Here is a 20,145-nt window from a genome sequence, read left to right as displayed (position 1 = left end):
AAAAAAAATTAACATCGTTTTTGGTATATTTTCTGACAAGCGATATTCATTTGTTGTACGATAAAGAGACTAACAACGGGAGAAGTGACGGCCGTGAAAAAAAATGAATTGGAACAGAGAATAACCGAATATGAGATAGAATTGGAGCAGCTGCGTGGTCAGCTGGCCGTTGTGGCTGAACAGGAAGAAATGCGCAAACAGTTTTTGTCGTCCAAAGAAATCATTGAACGCGTTCATCGTCACACCGGACGCGAATTAAATATGTCTACAATTAAACGATGGGCGGATGAAGGATATCTTGGTGAAGTGATTGACGAAAAACAGGCATTTCCCGCATTGCGCACAAAGCAAGGAAAGAAACGATTTTTATACCCGAAAATTGATGCATACAGCTTTTTATATGAAAAGGGTTACTTGACACCGGCTTTTGATGTGCTGGATCAAGTTTGGCTTGGAAGGGAGCGCGCCATGGTTATGGACGCGGTGCTCGAAAAAGGCGAATTCCACTATACTGTGCAGATAGAATCGTCGTTTGAGGTAAAAAAAGGGATAAAAGAATCATGTTTAGGTAAAGAGGAGGCGTGACGTGAAAGCTAAAATTCTCATTCAAAATACATTAGAAAATCAAGAAAAAGCCCGCCTCATTCGAAATGAAAACCGTGGCAGTGACCACCCGGTAACTATTTCTTTTTCTGAAGATGCAGCAGAGATTTTTTTCGAAGGCGATTTGATTCGAATTCCGGATAGCGTTCCGTTTGAATTGCTGACAATCGTTGAAGGCCAGGAAAAAAAAAGAGACGACGGCTACGACATTCAGCCGTCTGATAAGGGAAAAACCGTCAACCTCCACTTAGACGCCGGCCTTGTTGCCGAGCTGAATGAAATTCGCCAGCACGTCATGAGCAAAACGCAGCACGACATTATTTTGGAAATCTTTAAAAAAGGGCTCGATCACTTCAAGTGAGCGGGCCCTTTTGTTTGGTTTAGTGCGATATTATGCTTTAGTGGTGCGACTTTGTCTGTTTTATGCGATTCATAGCCGAGTTGGTGCGACTTTATTTATTTCGTGCGACTTTCATCTGAGGCCGTGTGATTATATGAGCGAAAGCACGGTTTCAAGCAGCACATTTACCCCTTTTTCACAGTCTTCCCATGAAGTCAATTCATCTTCATCATGGCTTTTTCCATTCACACTCGGTACAAAGATCATCGCAGAAGGAATGTAGGAAGCTATAAACTGTGCATCATGCCCCGCTCCGCTTACCATCCGCTTATGAGAATAGCCGAGTGAAACCGCGGACTGTTCAAATGCGTCGCAAATCGCCGGCTCAAACCAGACAGTGTCGCGCCCCCACAGCTTTTTCGCTGATACGTCACATGCCGCTTTTTGCATTGATGCTTCCATGCCGCGGATGATTTTTTCCGCTTCACTAATGACGTCAGTTGATGCATGACGCGCTTCCAGTGAAAAAATTACTTTATTTGGAATAACGGTATGAATATTTGGCAGCACGCTGACCCGGCCAATCGTATACACAAGATCGTCATCAAGCGCCGCCAATTTTTCGCGTGCTTCTTTCATTAAATCTATCGCTGCAAACAGCGCGTCGTTTCGCATTGACATTGGCGTCGTGCCGGCATGATCGGATTCACCGGCTACCTCGATTTCATAGCATACCATGCCAAGGACACATTCTACGACACCAATTGACACCTGCTCTTTTTCCAAAATAGGCCCCTGCTCAATATGCAACTCCAAAAATGCCTCCGCTTCTGTCAGCCTGTTTTCAATCGATCCCTCGTAACCGATTGATTGCAGCGCTTCATGAAACGTGATGCCGTCCTCATCTTTTTTCGCAAGCATCGTTTCTTTATCAAACTTTCCGGACAGCACGCCAGATGCCATCATGGACGGCTCAAATCTTGCTCCTTCTTCATTTGTCACATTCATGACCACAACCGGTATAGCGGGTGTGACATTGTTTTCAACAAGTGTACGCATCACTTCAAGTCCCGCTGCTACACCAAGCACGCCATCAAAACGCCCGCCTTTTTTCACTGAATCCAAATGAGAACCCATGACAACCGGCGGCTTATTTTCACGTCCGGCAAGCATTGCGTATTGATTGCCCATATCATCCACTTTTACTTCTAAACCAATACCCTCGCAGCATGTACGAAAATAATCACGTGCGAGCCGGTCTTCTTCAGACAGTGCCAAACGCGTCACACCATTTCGCTCTGTCCGTCCAAAATCCGCAAAAGCCTCTAATGATTCTTGCAAACGCTCACCATTAATTTTTAATTTTTGATCATTCATATTGCGATTCCCCTTTTTAATATTTTTAAAATAAAAGCAATCAATAAATGTATTTCCGTTATTATTACATACAATTTAAAAATTGACCATTTTATTTACTGAAAATTCAATGTATTAAAACAAAAAAAACACCTATCCCATTCACGGGACAGGTTCGTTTTCACACACGTTTCATAAAGGCTTCGTAAATTTTTGTTGTCATAACCCCCGGATTGCCTTCCCCGATTACACGATCATCAGCTGATGTAACCGGTACGATTTCGATGCCGGTACTTGTTAAGAAAACTTCATCCGCTTCAAAAATAAATTCAGGCGCAAATTCTTTTTCTTCCACCGGAATGCCGAGTTCCGCAGCAATATCGAGTACAGCGATTCGGGTAATGCCGTGTAAAATGTGCTTCGTCGCCGGCGGCGTAATGAGCGTTCCGTCTTTTAAAAGGAATATATTCGAACTTGATCCTTCCGTTACAATGCCATCACGCACTAATACCGCTTCAAACGCGCCCGCTTCGAAGGCTTCCTGCTTTGCCAGCAAATTCGGCAAAAGATTCAGCGTTTTAATCCAGCAATTTTGCCACCGTTCATCTGGCAGCAGTTTCACTTTCGCCCCGTTTTTGCGCAGCGTTTCATCCATTGCTCGAAAAGGCTTCACAGTCATGGAAATGGATGCTGGGACGTTCGGAAACAAATGATTGCGCGGAGCAATACCGCGGGTCGCCTGCATATAAACATCACAATCAGCTAAGCCGCTGCGCTCGATTAAATCATTTACAACCGTGATAATTTCTTCGCGCGTCTGGCCGAGATTCAGCTTGATCGCTTTTGCACTCTTAAAAAAGCGGTCCATATGCTCATCCATCATAAACGCACGTCCATTGTAAATGCGGATGTACTCATAGACGCCATCTCCGAACTGGTGCCCGCGTTCGTCAATCGGCAGCACCGGGTCACTTGAGCTGATCACTTTTCCATTTAAATAGCCAATTGCCATATTTCCCGCCTCACTTCAATGGTTTACTCCCATTATACTCATTTTTTTGAAAAACTCATACAATACCAGCTGCCTTCGCGGACAACCGTTTTAACGGACTTTAGCTTGAAGCCTGCTGCCGCTGCATCCTGAATGAGTTCCTCTTTGCGCGGCAACGGATATAAGTTTTCATGTGCTTCCATAAAAGAATTAAATGCAGCTGAAAAGCGCAGGCCGCCTTTTTCTAAATAAAGCGGTGTAATCACAATAACCGTCCCTTTTTTACTGACCAGTTCAGCAACGCGGCTGAATAAGGATTCCCGCGCGTCTGGGGAATAGTAATGAAGAAGGTTGTTCATCATTACTACATCAAATAAACCGTTTGGCACATCCCATGTATTAATGTCCGCATAATAAAATTTCACTTTTTCATCGAGGCCCTGCTTGGATGCTTTTTCACGGGCTTCGTCTATACAGTCTTTGCTAATATCTACGCCCACAAATGTGCCGGGATTCGCTTTTTTCGCAAGCTTCATTAAATAACCGCCTGTCCCACAGCCGATATCGAGTACCCAGTTCGGCTTTTGGGCATCAATCTCCGCTGCCACGTGTCCGAATGCTCTTTTTTCAATTAATGCAGATGTTGCCGCAACCGTTTTACCGAAATCGTCTCCATTAAACTTTTCTTTTCGATTGGATTGGATCATCTCTGGATAGTTCATGAGCGCCGGCATATGCATTTCAAATAATTCCGTTAATAACTCGCCAACCGTATCATCGCTTTTTCGCGAAAAAAATCTAAGCATTTTTTTCGATGGAACGAGCTTGTCCCCTTCTTTTTTTAAATGGCCGAGCACAACACCTGTGTCCGCCCAAGAGCGAAGCAGGTTTTCTTCGTATCCATATTCATCAACCAGTGACTCAATTGTCGCCCCTCGGGAAATTTTTTCAAATAAGTCAAGCCGGTAGCCGACATACGCCTGCCACGTAGGCAAAAAAGGCTCATTTTTTTTCATCCAATTGCGGGCTTCCCACATTTTCCGGTATTCTGCAATCATTCCTTTTCCTCCTTCATCGTCCATGGATGATCATCATATTCCGAGTATTGATGCTCGGTGCCTTTCACTTTCGGCAAAATACCGCCGGGCAAGAGCCCAATTTGCACAAATCTGTCAAGCAGTGTATCTTTCCACATGCCAAGCCCTGAAATATTCAGCATATGTTTATAGTGAAGTGCCGGAATGCGCTCAATTCGCTTCAGTACGTGTGACCTCACGTTCGGCCAAGGTCCTTGCCAATATGAATACGCCATGGCCGATAAATTCGAGAGCGAAGACAAAAATTCTGACCGAGGCCTGCGCACCTGCTCATATCGCTTTAATTGTGCAACATTCAAATTGCCGGTTTCGTACATACAGCTCAGCAGATCTCCAAGTGTATACGCATCTTGAATGGCTAAATTCATGCCTTCCCCCGCCATCGGATGAACAGTATGCACCGCATCGCCCATGAGCGCACAGTTGCCTCTTATGTAACGGTCCGCATTATGACGCGTGGGCACCATCAATTGAATATCCTTCCATGTTGTGATGTTTTGCACGTACCCGTCCAGCTCCGGCTTCAAACGAGTATAGCATCGATAAAACGATTCAAGTCCCTCTTTCTTCATTTCCTTGTATTCCTCTTTTTTAATAAGCAGTACAGTACGCACCTGTAAATCTGGCAATGGAAACAAACCAAGAAAATAATGACCGCGCACGATCATTTCTCCTTCTGTCAAATTCGAGGGACGGGGAAAGGTAACCGTTAAAAAATAATGATTGTACTCTGTTTCTGTTAATTCAATGCCAAGGCTTTTACGGATTGGTGACACCCGTCCTTCCGCCCCGATATGAAAGTCGGCCGCAATCTCGATTTCACCCTGTTCTTTATGCATAACAACGGCCGTCTTTTTTATATCATCCGGCTCGCGAAATTCAGTAAATTTCGCCGGGTTTAAAAAGTGAAAAGACGGATGCCGCTCCGCCTGATTTCGGATGATTTCTTTCAGTTTTTCATGCGGCACCATAAGCGCTTCATTAAACGGGTGATCGATCACGTTGTAATGATATTGAATTTTTTTCATCAGACGGCTGCCGTCATACTCGGTAATCGATGTCGTATGAATCGGAAAACCTGCTGCCCGAACAGCTTCATAAATGCCGAGACGGTTCATCATGTCTAAGCTTTTTGGCTGAAGCAATTCTCCTTTATATTTAACGGACGGCTTTGCATCTTTTTCAGCCACGACTACATCAATGCCATTACGTGCCAGCATGAGCCCAAGTATAAGCCCGGAAATGCCGCCGCCCGAGATAAACACATTTGTTTTCACAAGGAGCCCTCCATGTATAACTTTTGTTCACAATTTTTATAGCACTATTCCCTGATCGGCCGGTGTGAAAACACGCATAAACGGGAAAAGAAGAGAAAAAAGGAGCTGAGCGCATGAATCCGAAAATTGTAGACGTTCGTGCCGTCACGGTTGTAGGATATGAAATGAGCGGCACACAAGAAGAAATTGCAGCATTGCGCCCGGAATGGAAAGAGCGTTTTTTAGAAGCGGCCGGCCAGATTCCGGAACAGACGGACGGCCATCTCATGGATATTTGTTTGAAGCGGGCCGGTCAGCTGTATACGCACTGTATTGCCATGGAAGTGAACCATATCGATATTATTCCTGCCGGTATGTCCAGCTTGACGATTCCAGCCGGCTCGTATGCATTGCTTGAATTTCACGGTGAAGCGGAAGAAGTAAAATATGGTTTTCGGTCGATTTTAACATGGGCTCGCGAACATAATGTCCGGCTTGACGCGAATGAATTTCGGATTCATGTAACTGTAAGCGATGGCCACCATCATTTATATTGGCGGCTGGCAGATAAACGAAGCGAGGCAATTGAAGAAGCAGTATAAAAATGTGTGAGAATTTCTAACAGGAAAAAAGACAAGCTGGATTTGTTCTTTCATAATGGAGGCATCTGAAAATATGATTTTGAACGGATAAGGGAGGAACAACCAGTGATGGACGAACACGCGGAACGAAAACCTTCTATTTATTTACCCGGCTTGAGCCTTATTTTCTTTTACCAGCTGCAAACTGCTTATATGGCACAAAAAACAGCCTCAATCGTGCATTGAGGCTGTTTTTTTATTTTTCTATACTGTACTTTACTTGTACTGTCTAGCTCTAGGCGCCATTGCCGCCACCGTTGCCCCGTTCATATTCAGTGCGGCTGCACCGAACACCACACCAATGACGAGTCCTTCGGGAATATTATGTAGCGTAATCGCTAAAAATAAGCGCGTTGTTTTCTTCAAATCTGTGTGGATAGTCCTTCTCCTTTTGTCCGCCCGACATGCACATGTGGCACGATGACGTCCCGCAGATACAAAAAACGCCGCCAAGCAAAAAGCCAATTACAGGAGGAAGCCAGGCTGTTTGTCCATTTTCTTCACTAAATTCAATCGCCGCCCCCAGCGCTTCCCCAGCTGATAAGACCGCCGATCAGTGCCTGCAACGCGGGGTGCATATTGCTGAATGCATCCATCATTCTTAACACCGGTCTTTTCTCTATCCTGCTATTTTGCTCCAGCCTGTCTTTTTTGTTAAAAAGAACAATTGTAGCGCTTGGGCAACTTGTTAAGACAGCGGCAATCATGTTGCCATAGACCCACCCGAATATGGACTGGTATAGTAAAAACACTAACTTTTTTGGAGGCAAAACAGGTGGAAACAGCATACGAAGATTTAAAAAAAGGGGAACGCGGCGCATGGATCAGCATTATCGCCTACCTGTTCCTTTCCACATTAAAACTGACCGTTGGCTGGATCGGAGCTTCAGAAGCACTAAAAGCCGATGGATTAAATAATTCAACCGACATTATCGCATCGATCGCGATTCTTATCGGCTTAAAAATTGCCCGCAAGCCGCCGGACGAAAACCATCGTTACGGGCATTTTCGCGCGGAGACGGTCGCCTCTCTTCTAGCGGCATTTATTATGGCGTCTGTCGCCATTCAAGTCCTTATTTCAGCCGGCACCTCCCTGTTTCAAGCAGACCATGAAACACCAGACATGTTCACGGCCTGGACCGCTCTGTTTGCTGCGATCATCATGTATGGCGTTTATTTATACAACGCGCGGCTTGCGAAAAAAATTAACAGCCAGTCCATTATGGCGGCCGCTCATGATAATCGGTCCGACGCCTTAGTCAGTATCGGCGCGTTTGTTGGCATTATCGGCTCACGGCTTGGCCTGGGCTGGCTTGATACACTGACAGCTTTTATTGTCGGTCTCATCATTTTAAAAACGGCCTGGGATATTTTTGCCCAGGCATCACTCACACTGACGGATGCCTTTGATCTTGAAAAGCTGAAGGGCATGCAAAAAACAGTGGAAAAAGTACCCGGTGTCCGCGGAGTACCAACCATTAAAGCCCGCTCCCATGGCAATGTCACCTTTGTCGATGTTGTCTTGTTCGTCGACCCGGATTTAAATGTCATTGAAAGTCATGACATTACCGAATATGTTGAAGAAGCCTTGCTGCAGGAACACGGGATTCGAATCACACATATTCACATTGAACCAGACGGCCACTGAACAGTGCGCCGTTTTTTTGCATGAAAAAACGGCCGCTTCATAAAAAGCATACCGTTTAGATTAGAAATGTTTGGATTGTTTCATTACTTTTCTAGTTTCATTTACATATTTAATAAGTCTGTAGGGCTTGCTGATGACCCGCAGAGGCATGCCGGAAACAAATTTGCTTAAATCCTGCTTGTATTCCAGCGTCATCCGTAACGGTTTTGTTGAAATTCGGTCATATACTTCTTCATACAATTCTTTTTTAGCATTGATTTTCACACTGGTCAACCGGTGGCATTCTTCGCATTCAATGCTTTGAATTTTATTGTTCATATATACAACCCGGTGAATGGTTTCATCGTGACAACGCGTGCAATAAAGGCCTGCTTCCATTTCGGAAATTTTCATTTAGCCCTCTCCCTCACACCTATTTCCATGCTTCCTCTTTATTATATGTCAATCAGCTGATCTACAGACATCCCCACCTCCTTTCTTAAAAGCTTTTCGCCTGAAGGGCCTGCATCTTTGATTCATTTGTTCAACGAGTCGGCATTTGCTAGTATATAAAGGGGAAAATAAAACGTGAAGGAGATTTTTATGAGTCAAAAAATCATTTTTTTCGATATAGACGGCACATTGTACGACCATGATAAACAGCTGCCGGCTTCCACACGTCAAGCAATTCGTGACCTGCAGGAACGTGGGCATGAAGTGGCGATCGCAACAGGCCGTGCACCGTTTATGTTTAAGGATTTACGCGCGGAGATTGGCATTGAAACGTTTGTCAGCTATAACGGGCAATATGTTGTTTTTAAAAGCGAGCCTCTCTACCAAAATCCACTAAACAAAGAAGCACTGCTCCGTTTGACGGATATCGCAGTTGAACGCAATCACCCCGTCGTGTTTATGGATCACGAAGACATGAAAGCAAATACGCCGGACCACGAGCATGTAACGGCCGGGATTAATTCGCTGAAAATTAATTACTTTCCTGAACATGACCCGGCTTATCATGAAGGACGTGATTTATACCAGTCACTTCTGTTTTGCCAGGACCCCGAAGACAAGGAATATGAAAAGCAGTTTCCTGAATTTGATTTTGTCCGCTGGCACCCTTTTTCAGTCGACATCGTACCGGCCGGCGGTTCAAAAGCGAAAGGCATTGAAAAAATCATTGATCAGCTCGGTATTCTTCCAGAAAACATTTATGCATTTGGAGATGGCTTAAATGATGTAGAAATGCTGAAGACTGTGGTCAACAGCGTGGCCATGGGCGACGGGCATGAAAAAGCAAAAAAGGCCGCCAAGCATGTGACCACAAATGTCCATGAAGACGGCATTTTAAACGGCTTGAAAATGGTCGGACTGCTTGACTGATAACCAGATCCATATTCATAAAAAATAAGCTAAAGAAAGCCTTGAAAGTCAGTAAGTGATAACTTTCAAAGCTTTCTTTTTTATGCAAAAAGGAATGAATATTGCTCCTCATTTATACAATGAATGGTACAAGCCATTATTCTTTCTGCTTGTATTCATCAGCATGAAGGAGGATCGCCACGCTCTTTGTGCTTTTCGGAACGGCCGCTCTTTCCCGGTATTAGCAGCGATTGCGCTATCCAAATTAATTCAGATGAGCTAAGCGAGAAAACGTCATTTAGCGGATTGCTTGTCGGCACACTTTTTCTAGCAGGAGCTACATCGCTGCCCGAAGTCACAACCAGCCTCTCTGCTGTTTTCATTGGAAACCCGGATATCGCCATTGGAAATATGCTAGGATCGAACATGTTTAACCTTTGTATCATCGCCTGTTTTGACTTGTACTATCGGAGAATCCGTTTATACCAATCCGTCAGCGGCGAACATTTGTATACGGCTGGACTCGGATTCATTCTTTCACTCATGATTCTTTTGGCGCTTGCAAGACAATCCGATTACATGGTTTTCGGTACTGGGGTGGATTCCTTATTTATCGCCCTTATTTGTGTGTTAGGTATGTACATCATCAGCAAAATGATCCAGACGGGAGCGGCCGAACCGGAAACGCCTATGAATGTCAGCCCATCCGAAGCCGGTCAAACCGCATTTTCGTTTAAGAAAACCATCGCAGGTTTTAATCTGATGGCTTTGATCATAACAGGCGCAGGCAGTATGCGTTCTTTCGCTGGTGATGAAATTGCCGATATCACAGGTCTTGGTTCAAGTTTTGTCGGCAGTTTTTTATTAGCAGCCACTACCTCTATGCCTGAAGCTATTGCCGTACTGGTGGCCCTCCATCTGAAAAATGTGAACTTAGCTCTCGGCTCTATACTCGGAAGCAATATTTTTAATATATTGATTCTGGCAGGATCTGATGTGTTTTACCAACAAGGTCCTATCCTTTCTAATATATCACCTGTTCTTCACACAGCCTCTTTATCCGTATCCATTTTATCTGTCATGTTGATTATGGCGCTTTTGCAAAAAAAAGACATCGACTATACGCTATATGATCCCTTCACTGCTGATTATTGCGGGGTATCTTTACTCGTCTTATATGATCTTTCTCGGCTGAATCCGAAAAAACAGGACATGCCTAAAGCCAGATGAAGATGACTTTAAGCATGTCCTGTGTCATATTGTATTGCACCGAATGTCGAGTGAACCATGCCGGCTGGTCTTGCTTATGTGATCAGCAAACGGAGTCGGTTGATTTCGGATTTTTCAAGCCGAATAACGGACGAATCCAAAGTGCTAAGAATGTTCCAAGCATCGCCATGATCATCCATACCCAGCCATGTAGGCTGAAAGAGGCAATACCGCCAAAATAAGCACCGATGTTGCATCCAAAAGCTAAACGAGCGCCGTAACCCATCATTAATCCTCCAACAATGGCCGCACCAGCGACGCCAGGCTTAATTTTGCCCGGCTTAAATGTGCCTTGAAACGCTGAGGAAATAAAAGCCCCGAGAATGATGCCGAAATTCATGACACTTGTAGAATCGGCCAAGACCGACTGCGTCAGCGCTTCGCCGGCAGGTCCTGAAAAATAACCCCAAGCAGATACATCAATCCCAACAGCCGTCAATGCTTTACCGCCCCATAGCGCAAATGCGGACGTAATGCCCCATGGGTTCCCACGCACTGTCAATGTCAGGGCATTCAGCAAAGCAAGAACAATCGCTGCTGCAAAAAGCGGCCAAGAACCACGAATGACTTTTTTCCAGCCGACTGTGGTCGGCAGCGGCTTCATCATTGGAGGGTTTTTCTTTTTCGCAATTTGAATGGTGATCCAATAGATTAGAGCAAAGAGAGCAAGCTGCAGCACCCACGCTCCAAAATAGCCAAGCCCCGTTGATTCAGCCAATGAAATTGGCGGAAGGGACGGGGTGTCTTCCATCCAAAATGTAAAATGATAAGCCCCGAGCAAAGAGCCGGCAATGAACGCAAGCAGCGTCAAAATCATAGACGATGAACCACCGCCTATTGAATAGAGTGTACCTGATGCACAGCCGTTCCCAAGCTGCATGCCAATCCCAAAAATAAACGCGCCAAAAATGACGCTGACCCCAACCGGCGAAACATATCCTGCAGGCGTGACGCCCGTGAAACTAAACCCGGTACTTAAAATAATCGCAAAAAGCGTCGTCGCCACCGCGAGCATAAGCATATGCGCCTGCAGCCCCTGTACATTCCCGACCGATACAAGCCGGCGGAATGCGGATGTAAAACCAAAGCGCGCGTACAAAAGCGTCATGCCGAGCGCAAGACCAATGATATATAAAACACCCTGCGTCCAGTTTGTTGTACTGACAATCGCAATAAACAGTACTACAGCAGCTGCAACGCCTATTGTAACAAAAGGTTTTTGCATTGGGCTTAGGTCTGTGATAACCGTTGTCCGCTTATACGGAACGCTGTCGGGTGACTTGATAACATGTTGTGCCAACAAAAAAACCTCCCTTTCTTATTGAATTAGTTGACTTTAAAAATAATAGTTATTTTCAACTTGAAAGTAAAGTTTTTTGCTTGGCTTTTATCTGTCCACAAAAAACCCGCTGACACGTATCAGCGAGCCCTCTAATTGTTATGCTTTTTTCATCACCCCAGTGGTCATTTCATTTGCCGCCCGTACTTTACGGATGTTCACGCGGACAAGCATCGAGATGACAAGCGCCACAACGAAGGCGGCGGTAAAGATGTAAAGCGTAAGCGAGTAGCTGTTCGTCGCTTCTCGAATATTAGAGGCAACGATTGGACCAACAAGACCGGCCGCGGCCCACGCCGTTAAAATATAGCCGTGAATGGCACCGAGCTGCTTCGTCCCGAACAAGTCTCCAATATACGCGGGAATTGACGCAAATCCGCCTCCGTAGCAGGATAAAATGATAAAAACCGTAATTTGAAATAAAATGGCATTTGTTAAGCTCGGCAAAAGCATAAACGCAACGATTTGAATAATAAAGAAAGCTGTGTATACATTCGGGCGGCCGATATAGTCTGAAATTGACGCCCAGCCGATTCGGCCAAAACCATTAAACAAGCCCATGATCCCAACCATTGTTGCAGCGGCAGCGGCGGATAATCCAGCAATATCCTGTGCCATTGGCGAGGCAACGGAAATAACCGCAATGCCGCATGTTACGTTAATAAATAACATAAACCAAAGCGCCCAAAACCGGACTGTTTTAACCGCTTCATTCGCTGTCAGTTCAGACAAATCGGCTTTCTTCGTTTCTTTTCCAGCCTGTCCTTTTTTCATCCCGGCTGGCAGCCAGCCTTTTGGCGGCGGTGCAAGATACAAAGAAGAGAAAATCATGACGACAAAATAAACCGTTCCGAGTAAATAAAATGTATTACTGATGCCAATGTTGTTAATTAACTGAGCGATAATCGGGCTTGCGATTAGTGACGCGAAGCCGAAGCCCATAATGGCAAGACCCGTCGCAAGACCACGCCGGTCGGGAAACCACTTGACGAGGGAGGAAACTGGTGTAATGTAGCCGATCCCGAGGCCAATGCCTCCCATTGCCCCGTAGAAAAAATAAAGCAAATAAAGCGAGTCAATACTGTTGGCAAATCCTGCTCCGATTAACCCGATACCAAAAAAGACTGAAGCAATCAAGCCAGCTTTTCTCGGACCATGTTTTTCAACAAAGTGCCCCATAAAAGCAGCCGACAAGCCTAGAAAGAAAATCGCGATACTGAACGTCAATGAAATTTCTGTTAATCCCCATCCGTGCTCTTCATGAAGCGGATTTGTAAACACGCTCCATGAATAAACCGACCCAATCGACATATGAATGCCTACTGCTGCCGCTGCAATGAGCCAACGATTTTTGACTTTTTCCATCAGCTATACCCCTCTCGTTTTGTAAACCATCTAACTGATCATTGTGTGGATCTGACCGATAAAATTCTTTTATCGGTCAGATTTTCTTGCCATATATGCCATACCTGCCAGCGACGCACCCGCTGCGGCGACCAGCCAGCTCTTTGACATTGTATTCCCTTTTACTAATTGAACGGCAGATGATTCCACCCGGCTGATTTTCGTTGCGACCGAAATGACACTATTTAGCTTATTCACTAGTGGACCCATTTCGGAAACGTTCAATTTCCCAAGTGTACCAAGCATCAGCAGGCCATTTTTTAAAATAGAGGCCGCTTCCGGTTTATCAATGGCTTTGACAAGCACGTCCAATACCCGGTCTCCTTCACTGAACAAGCTGGCGCCCATTTCCAAGCCGCCCTTCTTGTTGATTTCCCCCAGCATGTGGAGAAACTCTTTAAGTGTATCTTTATGTTCAACAAGAAGCGTTTCAATTTCTTCCAAGTCACGCCGGCGCTGCTCTTCTTCGTTTATTTCCAGACGATGAATGGTTGTTATCGCTTTAGCCACGCTGACCCACTCCTTTCTTTACAAGATCGCCAGGGAAAATGTAGTCGGGACGCGCCCATTTTTTCTCGACCTGTACGCCGATCTGCGGCTGCGGATCGCCATTACGAGAGTTAATGCGCGGCAGCGGACTGTCGCCTTTTGTTTTTAAAATTTCCATTTTGGCGCTGATTTCTTTGTAGGCCGGTGTATCCGTATCTTTATCAGCATGGCTGCTCGTCAAATAATTGATCGCACCTTCATCCGAGTCATTCATCGGCAAGTATACTTCTTTTCCCTTTACCCGGTCCGTGACAAGGCATGGCACTTTGACGCTTCCATGTGGCGACGTTAGCCTTACAACAGTGCCGTCCTCTAAGCCGCGCTCCGCTGCAAGCTCCGGCGATACTTCCAAAAAGACACTAGGCGTTTTCGAGGTAATGCCTTTTGATTTATACGTCATATTGCCTTCATGAAAATGCTCAAGCAGGCGCCCGTTGTTGACGTGAAGATCGTATTCTTCTTCGTATTCCAGCGGCTTCGTCCACTCAACCGGGAATAGGCGTGCTTTTCCGTCTGGGAATGGGAATTCATCTAAGAATAGAAGCGGTGAATCCGTACCATCCGAAGCAACTGGCCATTGCAGACTGTTATAGCCTGATAAACGGTCATACGTAACACCAGCGTACAATGGCATCAAGCTGGCCGCTTCTGCCATAATTTCACTTGGATGATTATATGTCCAGCCGGCTCCAAGACGATTTGCGACTTCCATAATAATCTGCCAGTCCGGTTTTGAATCGCCAAGCGGCTCAAAAACCTGATACAAGCGTTGAATGCGGCGCTCTGTATTCGTAAACGTTCCTTCTTTTTCAAAAGACGGGGCGGCCGGCAGAACAACATCCGCATATTGTGCCGTTTTCGATAAGAAGATGTCCTGCACGACGAAGAAATCGAGTTTTTCAAACGCTTCGTGCACATAATTCAAATTCGAATCGACTAAGCCCATATCTTCCCCTTTTAAATACATCACTTTTACATCGCCAGCATGAATGCCGGATACCATTTCGTGATTGTTTAAGCCGGGATCCGCTGGAATTTTCACACCCCAGCCTTTTTCATATTTAGCCCGTACCGCATCATCCGCCACTTTTTCATATCCCGGGAATCGGTCCGGCATGCTGCCAAAATCACTCGCCCCCTGTACGTTGTTATGGCCACGAAGCGGATAGCTGCCCGCGCCTGGTTTTCCGTAGTTGCCGGTAATCAGCAGCAAATTCGAAATCGCTGTACTTGTGTCACTTCCGCCTGAATGCTGTGTGACACCCATCGCCCAAAGAACACTCGTCGTATCTGCTTCATGCACCGCTTCCGCCACTTGAATCATCATTTCTTTCGGCAGTCCCGTTACTTGCTCCGCATACTCCATCGTATATTTCTCAAGGCTTTTGACATAGTCATCCAGGCCGTTCACCCGGTTGCTTAAAAAGGATTCATCCGCCCAGCCTTGTTCAACGATGTATTTTGTTACTGCTGATAGCCAGACAAGGTCCGTACCGGCTCTTGGCTGAATAAATAAATCAGCCCGGTCCGCCATTTCATGCTTCCGCAAATCGGAGACAATGAGTTTCTGCCCTTTTAATTTATGTGACCGTTTTACCCTTGTCGCCAGCACCGGATGCGATTCTGACGTATTCGAGCCGACCACTATAACAAGTTCTGCTTGTTCGATATCGGTAATCGAGCCAGAGTCACCGCCATAGCCAACGGTGCGGAATAAGCCTACCGTTGCCGGTGTCTGACAATAACGTGAACAGTTATCGACATTATTTGTGCCGATTACCCCGCGGGCGAGTTTTTGCATTAAATACGATTCTTCATTTGTACATTTAGAAGAAGAAATAAACGCCATTGAATCCGGTCCATATGTGTCTTTCGCCTCTCTAAATTTCCCCTCAATCAATGCAAGCGCTTCTTCCCACTCCGCTTCACGGAACGAATCACCCTCACGGATAAGCGGCTTCGTCAGGCGCTCTTCACTGTTGACAAAATCCCAGCCGAATTTTCCTTTTATACATGTAGAAATGCCATTGGCCGGTGCTTCCATCTGCGGTTCGACTTTTAAAATCTTCCGATCTTTCGTCCATACGTCGAAGCTGCAGCCGACACCGCAATACGTGCAGACCGTTTTTGTTTTTTTAATTCGTGATTCCCGCATGGCGGCTTCCACATCTGAAATGGCTAAAATCGAACTGTAACCGGTTTCAACATTTTTGGTCAGTTCAATCATCGGCCGAAGCGTCGGTTTCTTAATGCCCGTTAAAAAGCCGGCTTCGCCTTCCATGCCTTTTTCCATCATCGCATTACATGGGCAAACCGTTGAGCAATGACCGCATGATACGCAAGATGATTCATTGATCGTTGAATGCTTGTCCCAAATGACGCGCGGGCGTTTTAAGCTCCAGTCAATTGATAATGTTTCTGTTACCTGCACGTCCTGGCACGCTTCCACACAGCGCCCGCACAAAATACATTGGTCCGGATCGTACCGGTAAAATGGATTGGAGTTGTCAATTTCATGTGGTTTTGGTGTAAACGGCTCACTCTGGTGCTCAATTTTCATCTGTTTGACCGTATTATGTACTTCACAGCGGCCGTTATTGTAATCACAGACCGTACAGTACAGCTCATGATTGTACAAAATCCGATTCATCGCAATCTCCTGTGCCTGCTTTACATCCGGCGATACCGCATCGATGACATCCCCATCTTGAATCATCGTTGAGCACGACCGGACAAATTCTCCGTTTACCTCCACGATACATGTATCACACGTTTCAATTGCGCCAAGCGCCGGATGGTAGCAGACGCTTGGAATATCGATCGCCTGCTCCTTCAGCGCCTGCATGACCGACACGTCACCCGGAATGCTCATTGCATGCCCATTCACTTTAATCCCCACGTATTCCGTCAACGCAAAAAACCCCTTTCTTGTTCGGATAAAAACTTGAATATTCGCACTTTAGCAAATATCTTTTTACATTACCCTTTTCCTTATTGTAGGAAACAAAAAAGGACAGCATTCAAAAAGCCTATTTCCATAAGCTTTTTAAACGCTGTCTAATGTTTCTGCATTGCTTGCAGAAATGCCAAACACCATTAGTATGACGGATAAAAAGAAAACAGGCCGTGCTTTCTTTCCATCCTTTTTTGCTTTTCATGTAAGCGCTACCTATTTTATCAGAATAATGCATTTAAGGCAATATAATCCGTTCTGGACATGTATAAACATTCATCGAACCGTTTCGTATAAATCCAACCGTTGTAATGCCGAGTTCTTCTGCGGACTGGAGCGCAAATTCAGTCGGTGCTGATTTTGACAAAACCATTTCGCAGCCAATTTTGGCCACTTTCAGCAAAATTTCAGACGAAATCCGTCCACTGAATACGATGATCTTCCCTTTTGTCGACAGGCCATTTTTCAAGCAGTGCCCATACAATTTATCGAGCGCATTGTGCCGCCCAATATCCATCCGGCTCAGCAAAATACCTGACTCATCACATAATGCCGCATTGTGAACGCCCCCGGTCCGCTGAAAAACAGCCGCTTCTTTCTGCATCGCCGACATGAGCGAAAAGCATTCATCCGGTGTAATACGAATATGAATATCATGCATTTTTTTCGCTGTCAGCGCGTCGTTCGCAAAGACAAATCCCTGCCTGCTCATCCCGCAGCACGAAGTAACGTACCGCTTGTTTTGCAGCTTTTGAAAAAACGGGTTGATGTGCGACAGCTCCACATGAACAAAACCCTCGTCGTCTATCCGGAGATAGCGGATGTCTTCATAACGGCGAATCACTCCTTCAGACGCCAAATAGCCAATAACCATATCTTCTATGTACTCCGGCGTACACACCATCGTGACAAATTCTTCCCCATTTATTTTCACTGTTACCGGCTGTTCGGTCACAATATGATCCTCCACCTGCTCCGCTTTTCCATTTTCAAAACGGATGACACTCCGCTTCATCTGTACGTCTTTCACTGTCATTCTTCCTTTCACACAATCGGCCGGTCAAACACAAACACTGACACTGCGATATCTTCTTCTACTTTTATGTCTGAAAATAAATAAACAAATTTTGCCCCTACCACTTCTTCCAGCCCTTCCGGCGGCGATTTAGCATACACCTCTTGAATTAATCGCGTCCTGGCGGTGTGTATCATCTCTTTTCCTTCATTTGTTCCAGAAATGAACTTTTCCGTCGGCGTCAAATTGCCATACAGTGTCGTCACCGCCATATTTTGCATAAACACCGTTTCCAGCCGGTCAGGCCCTTTGCCAAACAGCTGCTTCCTGAGCTTTCTAATAATATCATTAAATCGATTCACTTGCGCTGACATCCCGATCGCCCCCTCAACTTTATACAACTTGCATTGTACCACTCTTAGTCCTGCCGCAAAACAAGTAAAGCCATTTTTGTGCTACAATAAAAATAAGAATTATTTGGAAAGGATGGATACATATGAGCAAAACAGTTGGATTTATCGGGACAGGCGTCATGGGAAAAAGCATGGCCGGCCATTTGATGAGCGCGGGTTATCCGGTCGTCGTGTACAACCGGACAAAAGCGCGCGCGGAAGACTTGCTGGCGGCAGGAGCTGTCTGGAAAGAAACACCGGCGGATGTCGCGAAAGAAGCGGATGTGATCATTACGATTGTCGGCTATCCACATGATGTAGAAGCGGTTTATCTTGGCGAAGAAGGGATCCTCTCAAACGCTAAACCGGGTTCTTATGCGATTGATATGACGACTTCAAGCCCCATTTTGGCAGCTGCGTTATATGAAGAAGGCAGAAAGAAGGATGTTCATGTATTGGACGCACCAGTTTCCGGCGGTGATATCGGCGCAAAAAACGGTACGCTCACCATTATGGCTGGCGGCGATGAAGAAGACTTTGACGCAGTGAAGCCGTTTCTTGAGGTGATGGGCGGAAATATTATTTTACAAGGAAAAGCAGGTGCCGGCCAGCATACAAAAATGTGCAACCAAATCGCCATCGCCTCCAACATGATGGGTGTAGCCGAAGCTATTGTTTACGCTGAAAAAGCGGGCCTCAATCCGGAACAGGTACTCGGCAGCATCGGCAGTGGAGCCGCAGGCAGCTGGTCCCTCTCAAACCTTGCTCCCCGTATGATCAAAGGCGATTTTGAACCCGGCTTTTACATTAAACACTTTATTAAAGACATGAACATTGCCATCGAATCCGCTGAAGCAATGGGGATGGACACACCAGGCCTCACTCTTGCCAAATCCCTTTACGACAAATTGTCTGAACAGGGTCACGATGACAAAGGAACGCAGGCGATTTACTTATTGTTAAAAGGCGGCGGGCTAACGCCGGAATAATCGTTTTTGCGCCGAAATCGATGGCGGGATCGCCGTTATCTTAAAAAAAGCGCCGGAATCCAATCCACTAACGCCGGAATAATACTATTCCAGCGATCAGCGGCGGAATTTCGGCGCTAATCTGTTTTTTTCGGCGTTACACAAGCACTAATTCCCGAATCACATGCGCTACCCCATGCTCGTTATTGGATTTTGTATGATAATCCGCCGCTTCTTTTACCATCGGAATGGCATTTTCCATCGCCACGCCGCAGCCCGCGAATTGAATCATCGACAAATCATTTCCGTTATCACCGATTGTCATCACTTCTTCGCGCTTAATGCCAAGTTTTTCAGACAGACGTTTTACCGCGTTCCCCTTGCTTACGTCGCGGTGCAAAATTTCCAAGTAAAACGGCGCACTTTTCACCATCATATATTTGTCATTAATTTCGGCCGGAATCGCCGCAATTGTCCGGTCCAAACGTTCCTGTTCATCAATATACATCACTTTTGGTATGGCAATATCGGCCGGCACTTCCTCCACTGTCGTGTAGCGGAATGGAATTTTTGTAAGAAATGCCTCGTGCACCGTATATGGGCTGATCAATTTATTCGTCGTGTATAAATATTCTGCATCAAAAAAATGCATTGGCGTATCAAGGGTCAAGCTCAATTCATGCAGCGAACGGAAATCGTCATAGCCAAGCGACTGCTTAAAGACCACTTCATCCGTATTCGTATTTTGCACAATCGCCCCATTGTAGGCAATCACATAATCCTCTTCATCCTCAAGACGAAGGTCTTTTAAATAACGGCGCACTCCGGCAAGCGGCCGTCCCGTACAAAGCACGATCTTCACTCCGCGGTCCCGCGCCTCATCCAGCGCGCTCCGGACTTCATCCGTCACCTCATGCTGGTCATTTAAAAGCGTTCCATCCATATCAATCGCGATCAGTTTATACATTCTGCACTCTCCTGTC

At 45.7% G+C, this 20,145-nt stretch carries 20 protein-coding genes; 7 read left to right on the top strand and 13 right to left on the bottom strand.

Going from position 1 to position 20,145, the window contains the following annotated elements:
- Positions 1 to 93: 93 nt before the first annotated feature.
- Positions 94 to 585: a hypothetical protein gene (locus tag BA724_RS09610; RefSeq protein WP_069938450.1), complete on the top strand. Its 492-nt coding sequence runs from the start codon at positions 94 to 96 to the stop codon at positions 583 to 585.
- 1 nt (position 586) lies between these two features.
- Positions 587 to 964, top strand: coding sequence for a hypothetical protein (locus BA724_RS09605; protein ID WP_069938449.1), 378 nt, complete (start codon positions 587 to 589; stop codon positions 962 to 964).
- A 129-nt stretch (positions 965 to 1,093) separates the two neighbouring features.
- Here the strand turns inward: BA724_RS09605 and BA724_RS09600 are convergent, their stop codons facing one another.
- The 4 genes from BA724_RS09600 to BA724_RS09585 form a co-directional block, all read right to left on the bottom strand.
- Complete coding sequence (locus BA724_RS09600) at positions 1,094 to 2,320, bottom strand: Zn-dependent hydrolase (RefSeq protein WP_069938448.1); 1,227 nt, start codon at positions 2,318 to 2,320, stop codon at positions 1,094 to 1,096.
- 160 nt (positions 2,321 to 2,480) lie between these two features.
- On the bottom strand, positions 2,481 to 3,311 hold the full coding sequence (dat, locus tag BA724_RS09595; protein ID WP_069938447.1) for a D-amino-acid transaminase: 831 nt from the start codon (positions 3,309 to 3,311) through the stop codon (positions 2,481 to 2,483).
- Positions 3,312 to 3,349: 38 nt separating this feature from the next.
- On the bottom strand, positions 3,350 to 4,348 hold the full coding sequence (locus BA724_RS09590) for a class I SAM-dependent methyltransferase (protein WP_069938446.1): 999 nt from the start codon (positions 4,346 to 4,348) through the stop codon (positions 3,350 to 3,352).
- On the bottom strand, positions 4,345 to 5,664 hold the full coding sequence (locus BA724_RS09585; RefSeq protein WP_069938445.1) for an FAD-dependent oxidoreductase: 1,320 nt from the start codon (positions 5,662 to 5,664) through the stop codon (positions 4,345 to 4,347). Before BA724_RS09585 ends, BA724_RS09590 begins: the two co-directional genes overlap by 4 nt.
- Before the next feature lie 113 nt (positions 5,665 to 5,777).
- Between BA724_RS09585 and BA724_RS09580 the strand changes: the two genes are divergently transcribed.
- Positions 5,778 to 6,245, top strand: coding sequence for a GyrI-like domain-containing protein (locus BA724_RS09580; RefSeq protein WP_069938444.1), 468 nt, complete (start codon positions 5,778 to 5,780; stop codon positions 6,243 to 6,245).
- 548 nt (positions 6,246 to 6,793) lie between these two features.
- Here BA724_RS09580 and BA724_RS09575 read toward each other — a convergent pair.
- Entirely contained in the window at positions 6,794 to 6,991 is a 198-nt protein-coding gene (locus BA724_RS09575; protein ID WP_069938443.1) for a hypothetical protein, read from the bottom strand.
- Between the two features lie 68 nt (positions 6,992 to 7,059).
- Here BA724_RS09575 and BA724_RS09570 point away from each other — a divergent pair, with 68 nt between their 5' ends.
- A complete protein-coding gene (locus tag BA724_RS09570; RefSeq protein ID WP_069938442.1) occupies positions 7,060 to 7,932 on the top strand; it encodes a cation diffusion facilitator family transporter in 873 nt (290 codons plus the stop codon).
- A 60-nt stretch (positions 7,933 to 7,992) separates the two neighbouring features.
- Here the strand turns inward: BA724_RS09570 and BA724_RS09565 are convergent, their stop codons facing one another.
- The gene (locus tag BA724_RS09565) at positions 7,993 to 8,325 is read right to left on the bottom strand and encodes a bh protein (RefSeq protein ID WP_069938441.1); all 333 of its coding nucleotides are present in this window, start codon (positions 8,323 to 8,325) and stop codon (positions 7,993 to 7,995) included.
- A gap of 189 nt (positions 8,326 to 8,514) precedes the next feature.
- Here BA724_RS09565 and BA724_RS09560 point away from each other — a divergent pair, with 189 nt between their 5' ends.
- Positions 8,515 to 9,294 carry a Cof-type HAD-IIB family hydrolase gene (locus tag BA724_RS09560; RefSeq protein ID WP_069938440.1) on the top strand — a complete coding sequence of 260 codons (780 nt, stop codon included), beginning with the start codon at positions 8,515 to 8,517 and terminating at the stop codon, positions 9,292 to 9,294.
- A gap of 186 nt (positions 9,295 to 9,480) precedes the next feature.
- On the top strand, positions 9,481 to 10,503 hold the full coding sequence (locus BA724_RS09555; RefSeq protein ID WP_342670000.1) for a sodium:calcium antiporter: 1,023 nt from the start codon (positions 9,481 to 9,483) through the stop codon (positions 10,501 to 10,503).
- An 82-nt stretch (positions 10,504 to 10,585) separates the two neighbouring features.
- Here the strand turns inward: BA724_RS09555 and BA724_RS09550 are convergent, their stop codons facing one another.
- From BA724_RS09550 to BA724_RS09525, 6 genes are all read right to left on the bottom strand, one after another.
- A complete protein-coding gene (locus BA724_RS09550; RefSeq protein WP_069938439.1) occupies positions 10,586 to 11,842 on the bottom strand; it encodes a YeeE/YedE family protein in 1,257 nt (418 codons plus the stop codon).
- A 138-nt stretch (positions 11,843 to 11,980) separates the two neighbouring features.
- Positions 11,981 to 13,246, bottom strand: coding sequence for an L-lactate MFS transporter (locus tag BA724_RS09545; RefSeq protein WP_211272226.1), 1,266 nt, complete (start codon positions 13,244 to 13,246; stop codon positions 11,981 to 11,983).
- Positions 13,247 to 13,315: 69 nt separating this feature from the next.
- Complete coding sequence (locus BA724_RS09540; RefSeq protein WP_069938437.1) at positions 13,316 to 13,795, bottom strand: DUF1641 domain-containing protein; 480 nt, start codon at positions 13,793 to 13,795, stop codon at positions 13,316 to 13,318.
- Entirely contained in the window at positions 13,788 to 16,745 is a 2,958-nt protein-coding gene (fdhF, locus tag BA724_RS09535; RefSeq protein ID WP_083256168.1) for a formate dehydrogenase subunit alpha, read from the bottom strand. The genes BA724_RS09540 and fdhF overlap by 8 nt, the downstream gene beginning before the upstream one ends.
- A 280-nt stretch (positions 16,746 to 17,025) precedes the next feature.
- Entirely contained in the window at positions 17,026 to 17,802 is a 777-nt protein-coding gene (gene fdhD / locus BA724_RS09530; protein ID WP_425389016.1) for a formate dehydrogenase accessory sulfurtransferase FdhD, read from the bottom strand.
- A 29-nt stretch (positions 17,803 to 17,831) separates the two neighbouring features.
- A complete protein-coding gene (locus BA724_RS09525) occupies positions 17,832 to 18,176 on the bottom strand; it encodes a Na-translocating system protein MpsC family protein (RefSeq protein WP_069938435.1) in 345 nt (114 codons plus the stop codon).
- Positions 18,177 to 18,298: 122 nt separating this feature from the next.
- Between BA724_RS09525 and BA724_RS09520 the strand changes: the two genes are divergently transcribed.
- Positions 18,299 to 19,183, top strand: a complete 885-nt coding sequence (locus tag BA724_RS09520; protein ID WP_069938434.1) for an NAD(P)-dependent oxidoreductase — start codon at positions 18,299 to 18,301, stop codon at positions 19,181 to 19,183.
- Positions 19,184 to 19,319: 136 nt separating this feature from the next.
- Here BA724_RS09520 and yidA read toward each other — a convergent pair whose 3' ends face one another.
- Entirely contained in the window at positions 19,320 to 20,129 is an 810-nt protein-coding gene (yidA, locus tag BA724_RS09515; protein WP_069938433.1) for a sugar-phosphatase, read from the bottom strand.
- Positions 20,130 to 20,145 lie beyond the last annotated feature (16 nt).

Origin of the sequence: Domibacillus iocasae (genome assembly GCF_001750285.1) — a bacterium.
Classification (GTDB): domain Bacteria; phylum Bacillota; class Bacilli; order Bacillales; family Domibacillaceae; genus Domibacillus; species Domibacillus iocasae.
This window is presented reverse-complemented; position numbering and strand designations above follow the sequence as displayed.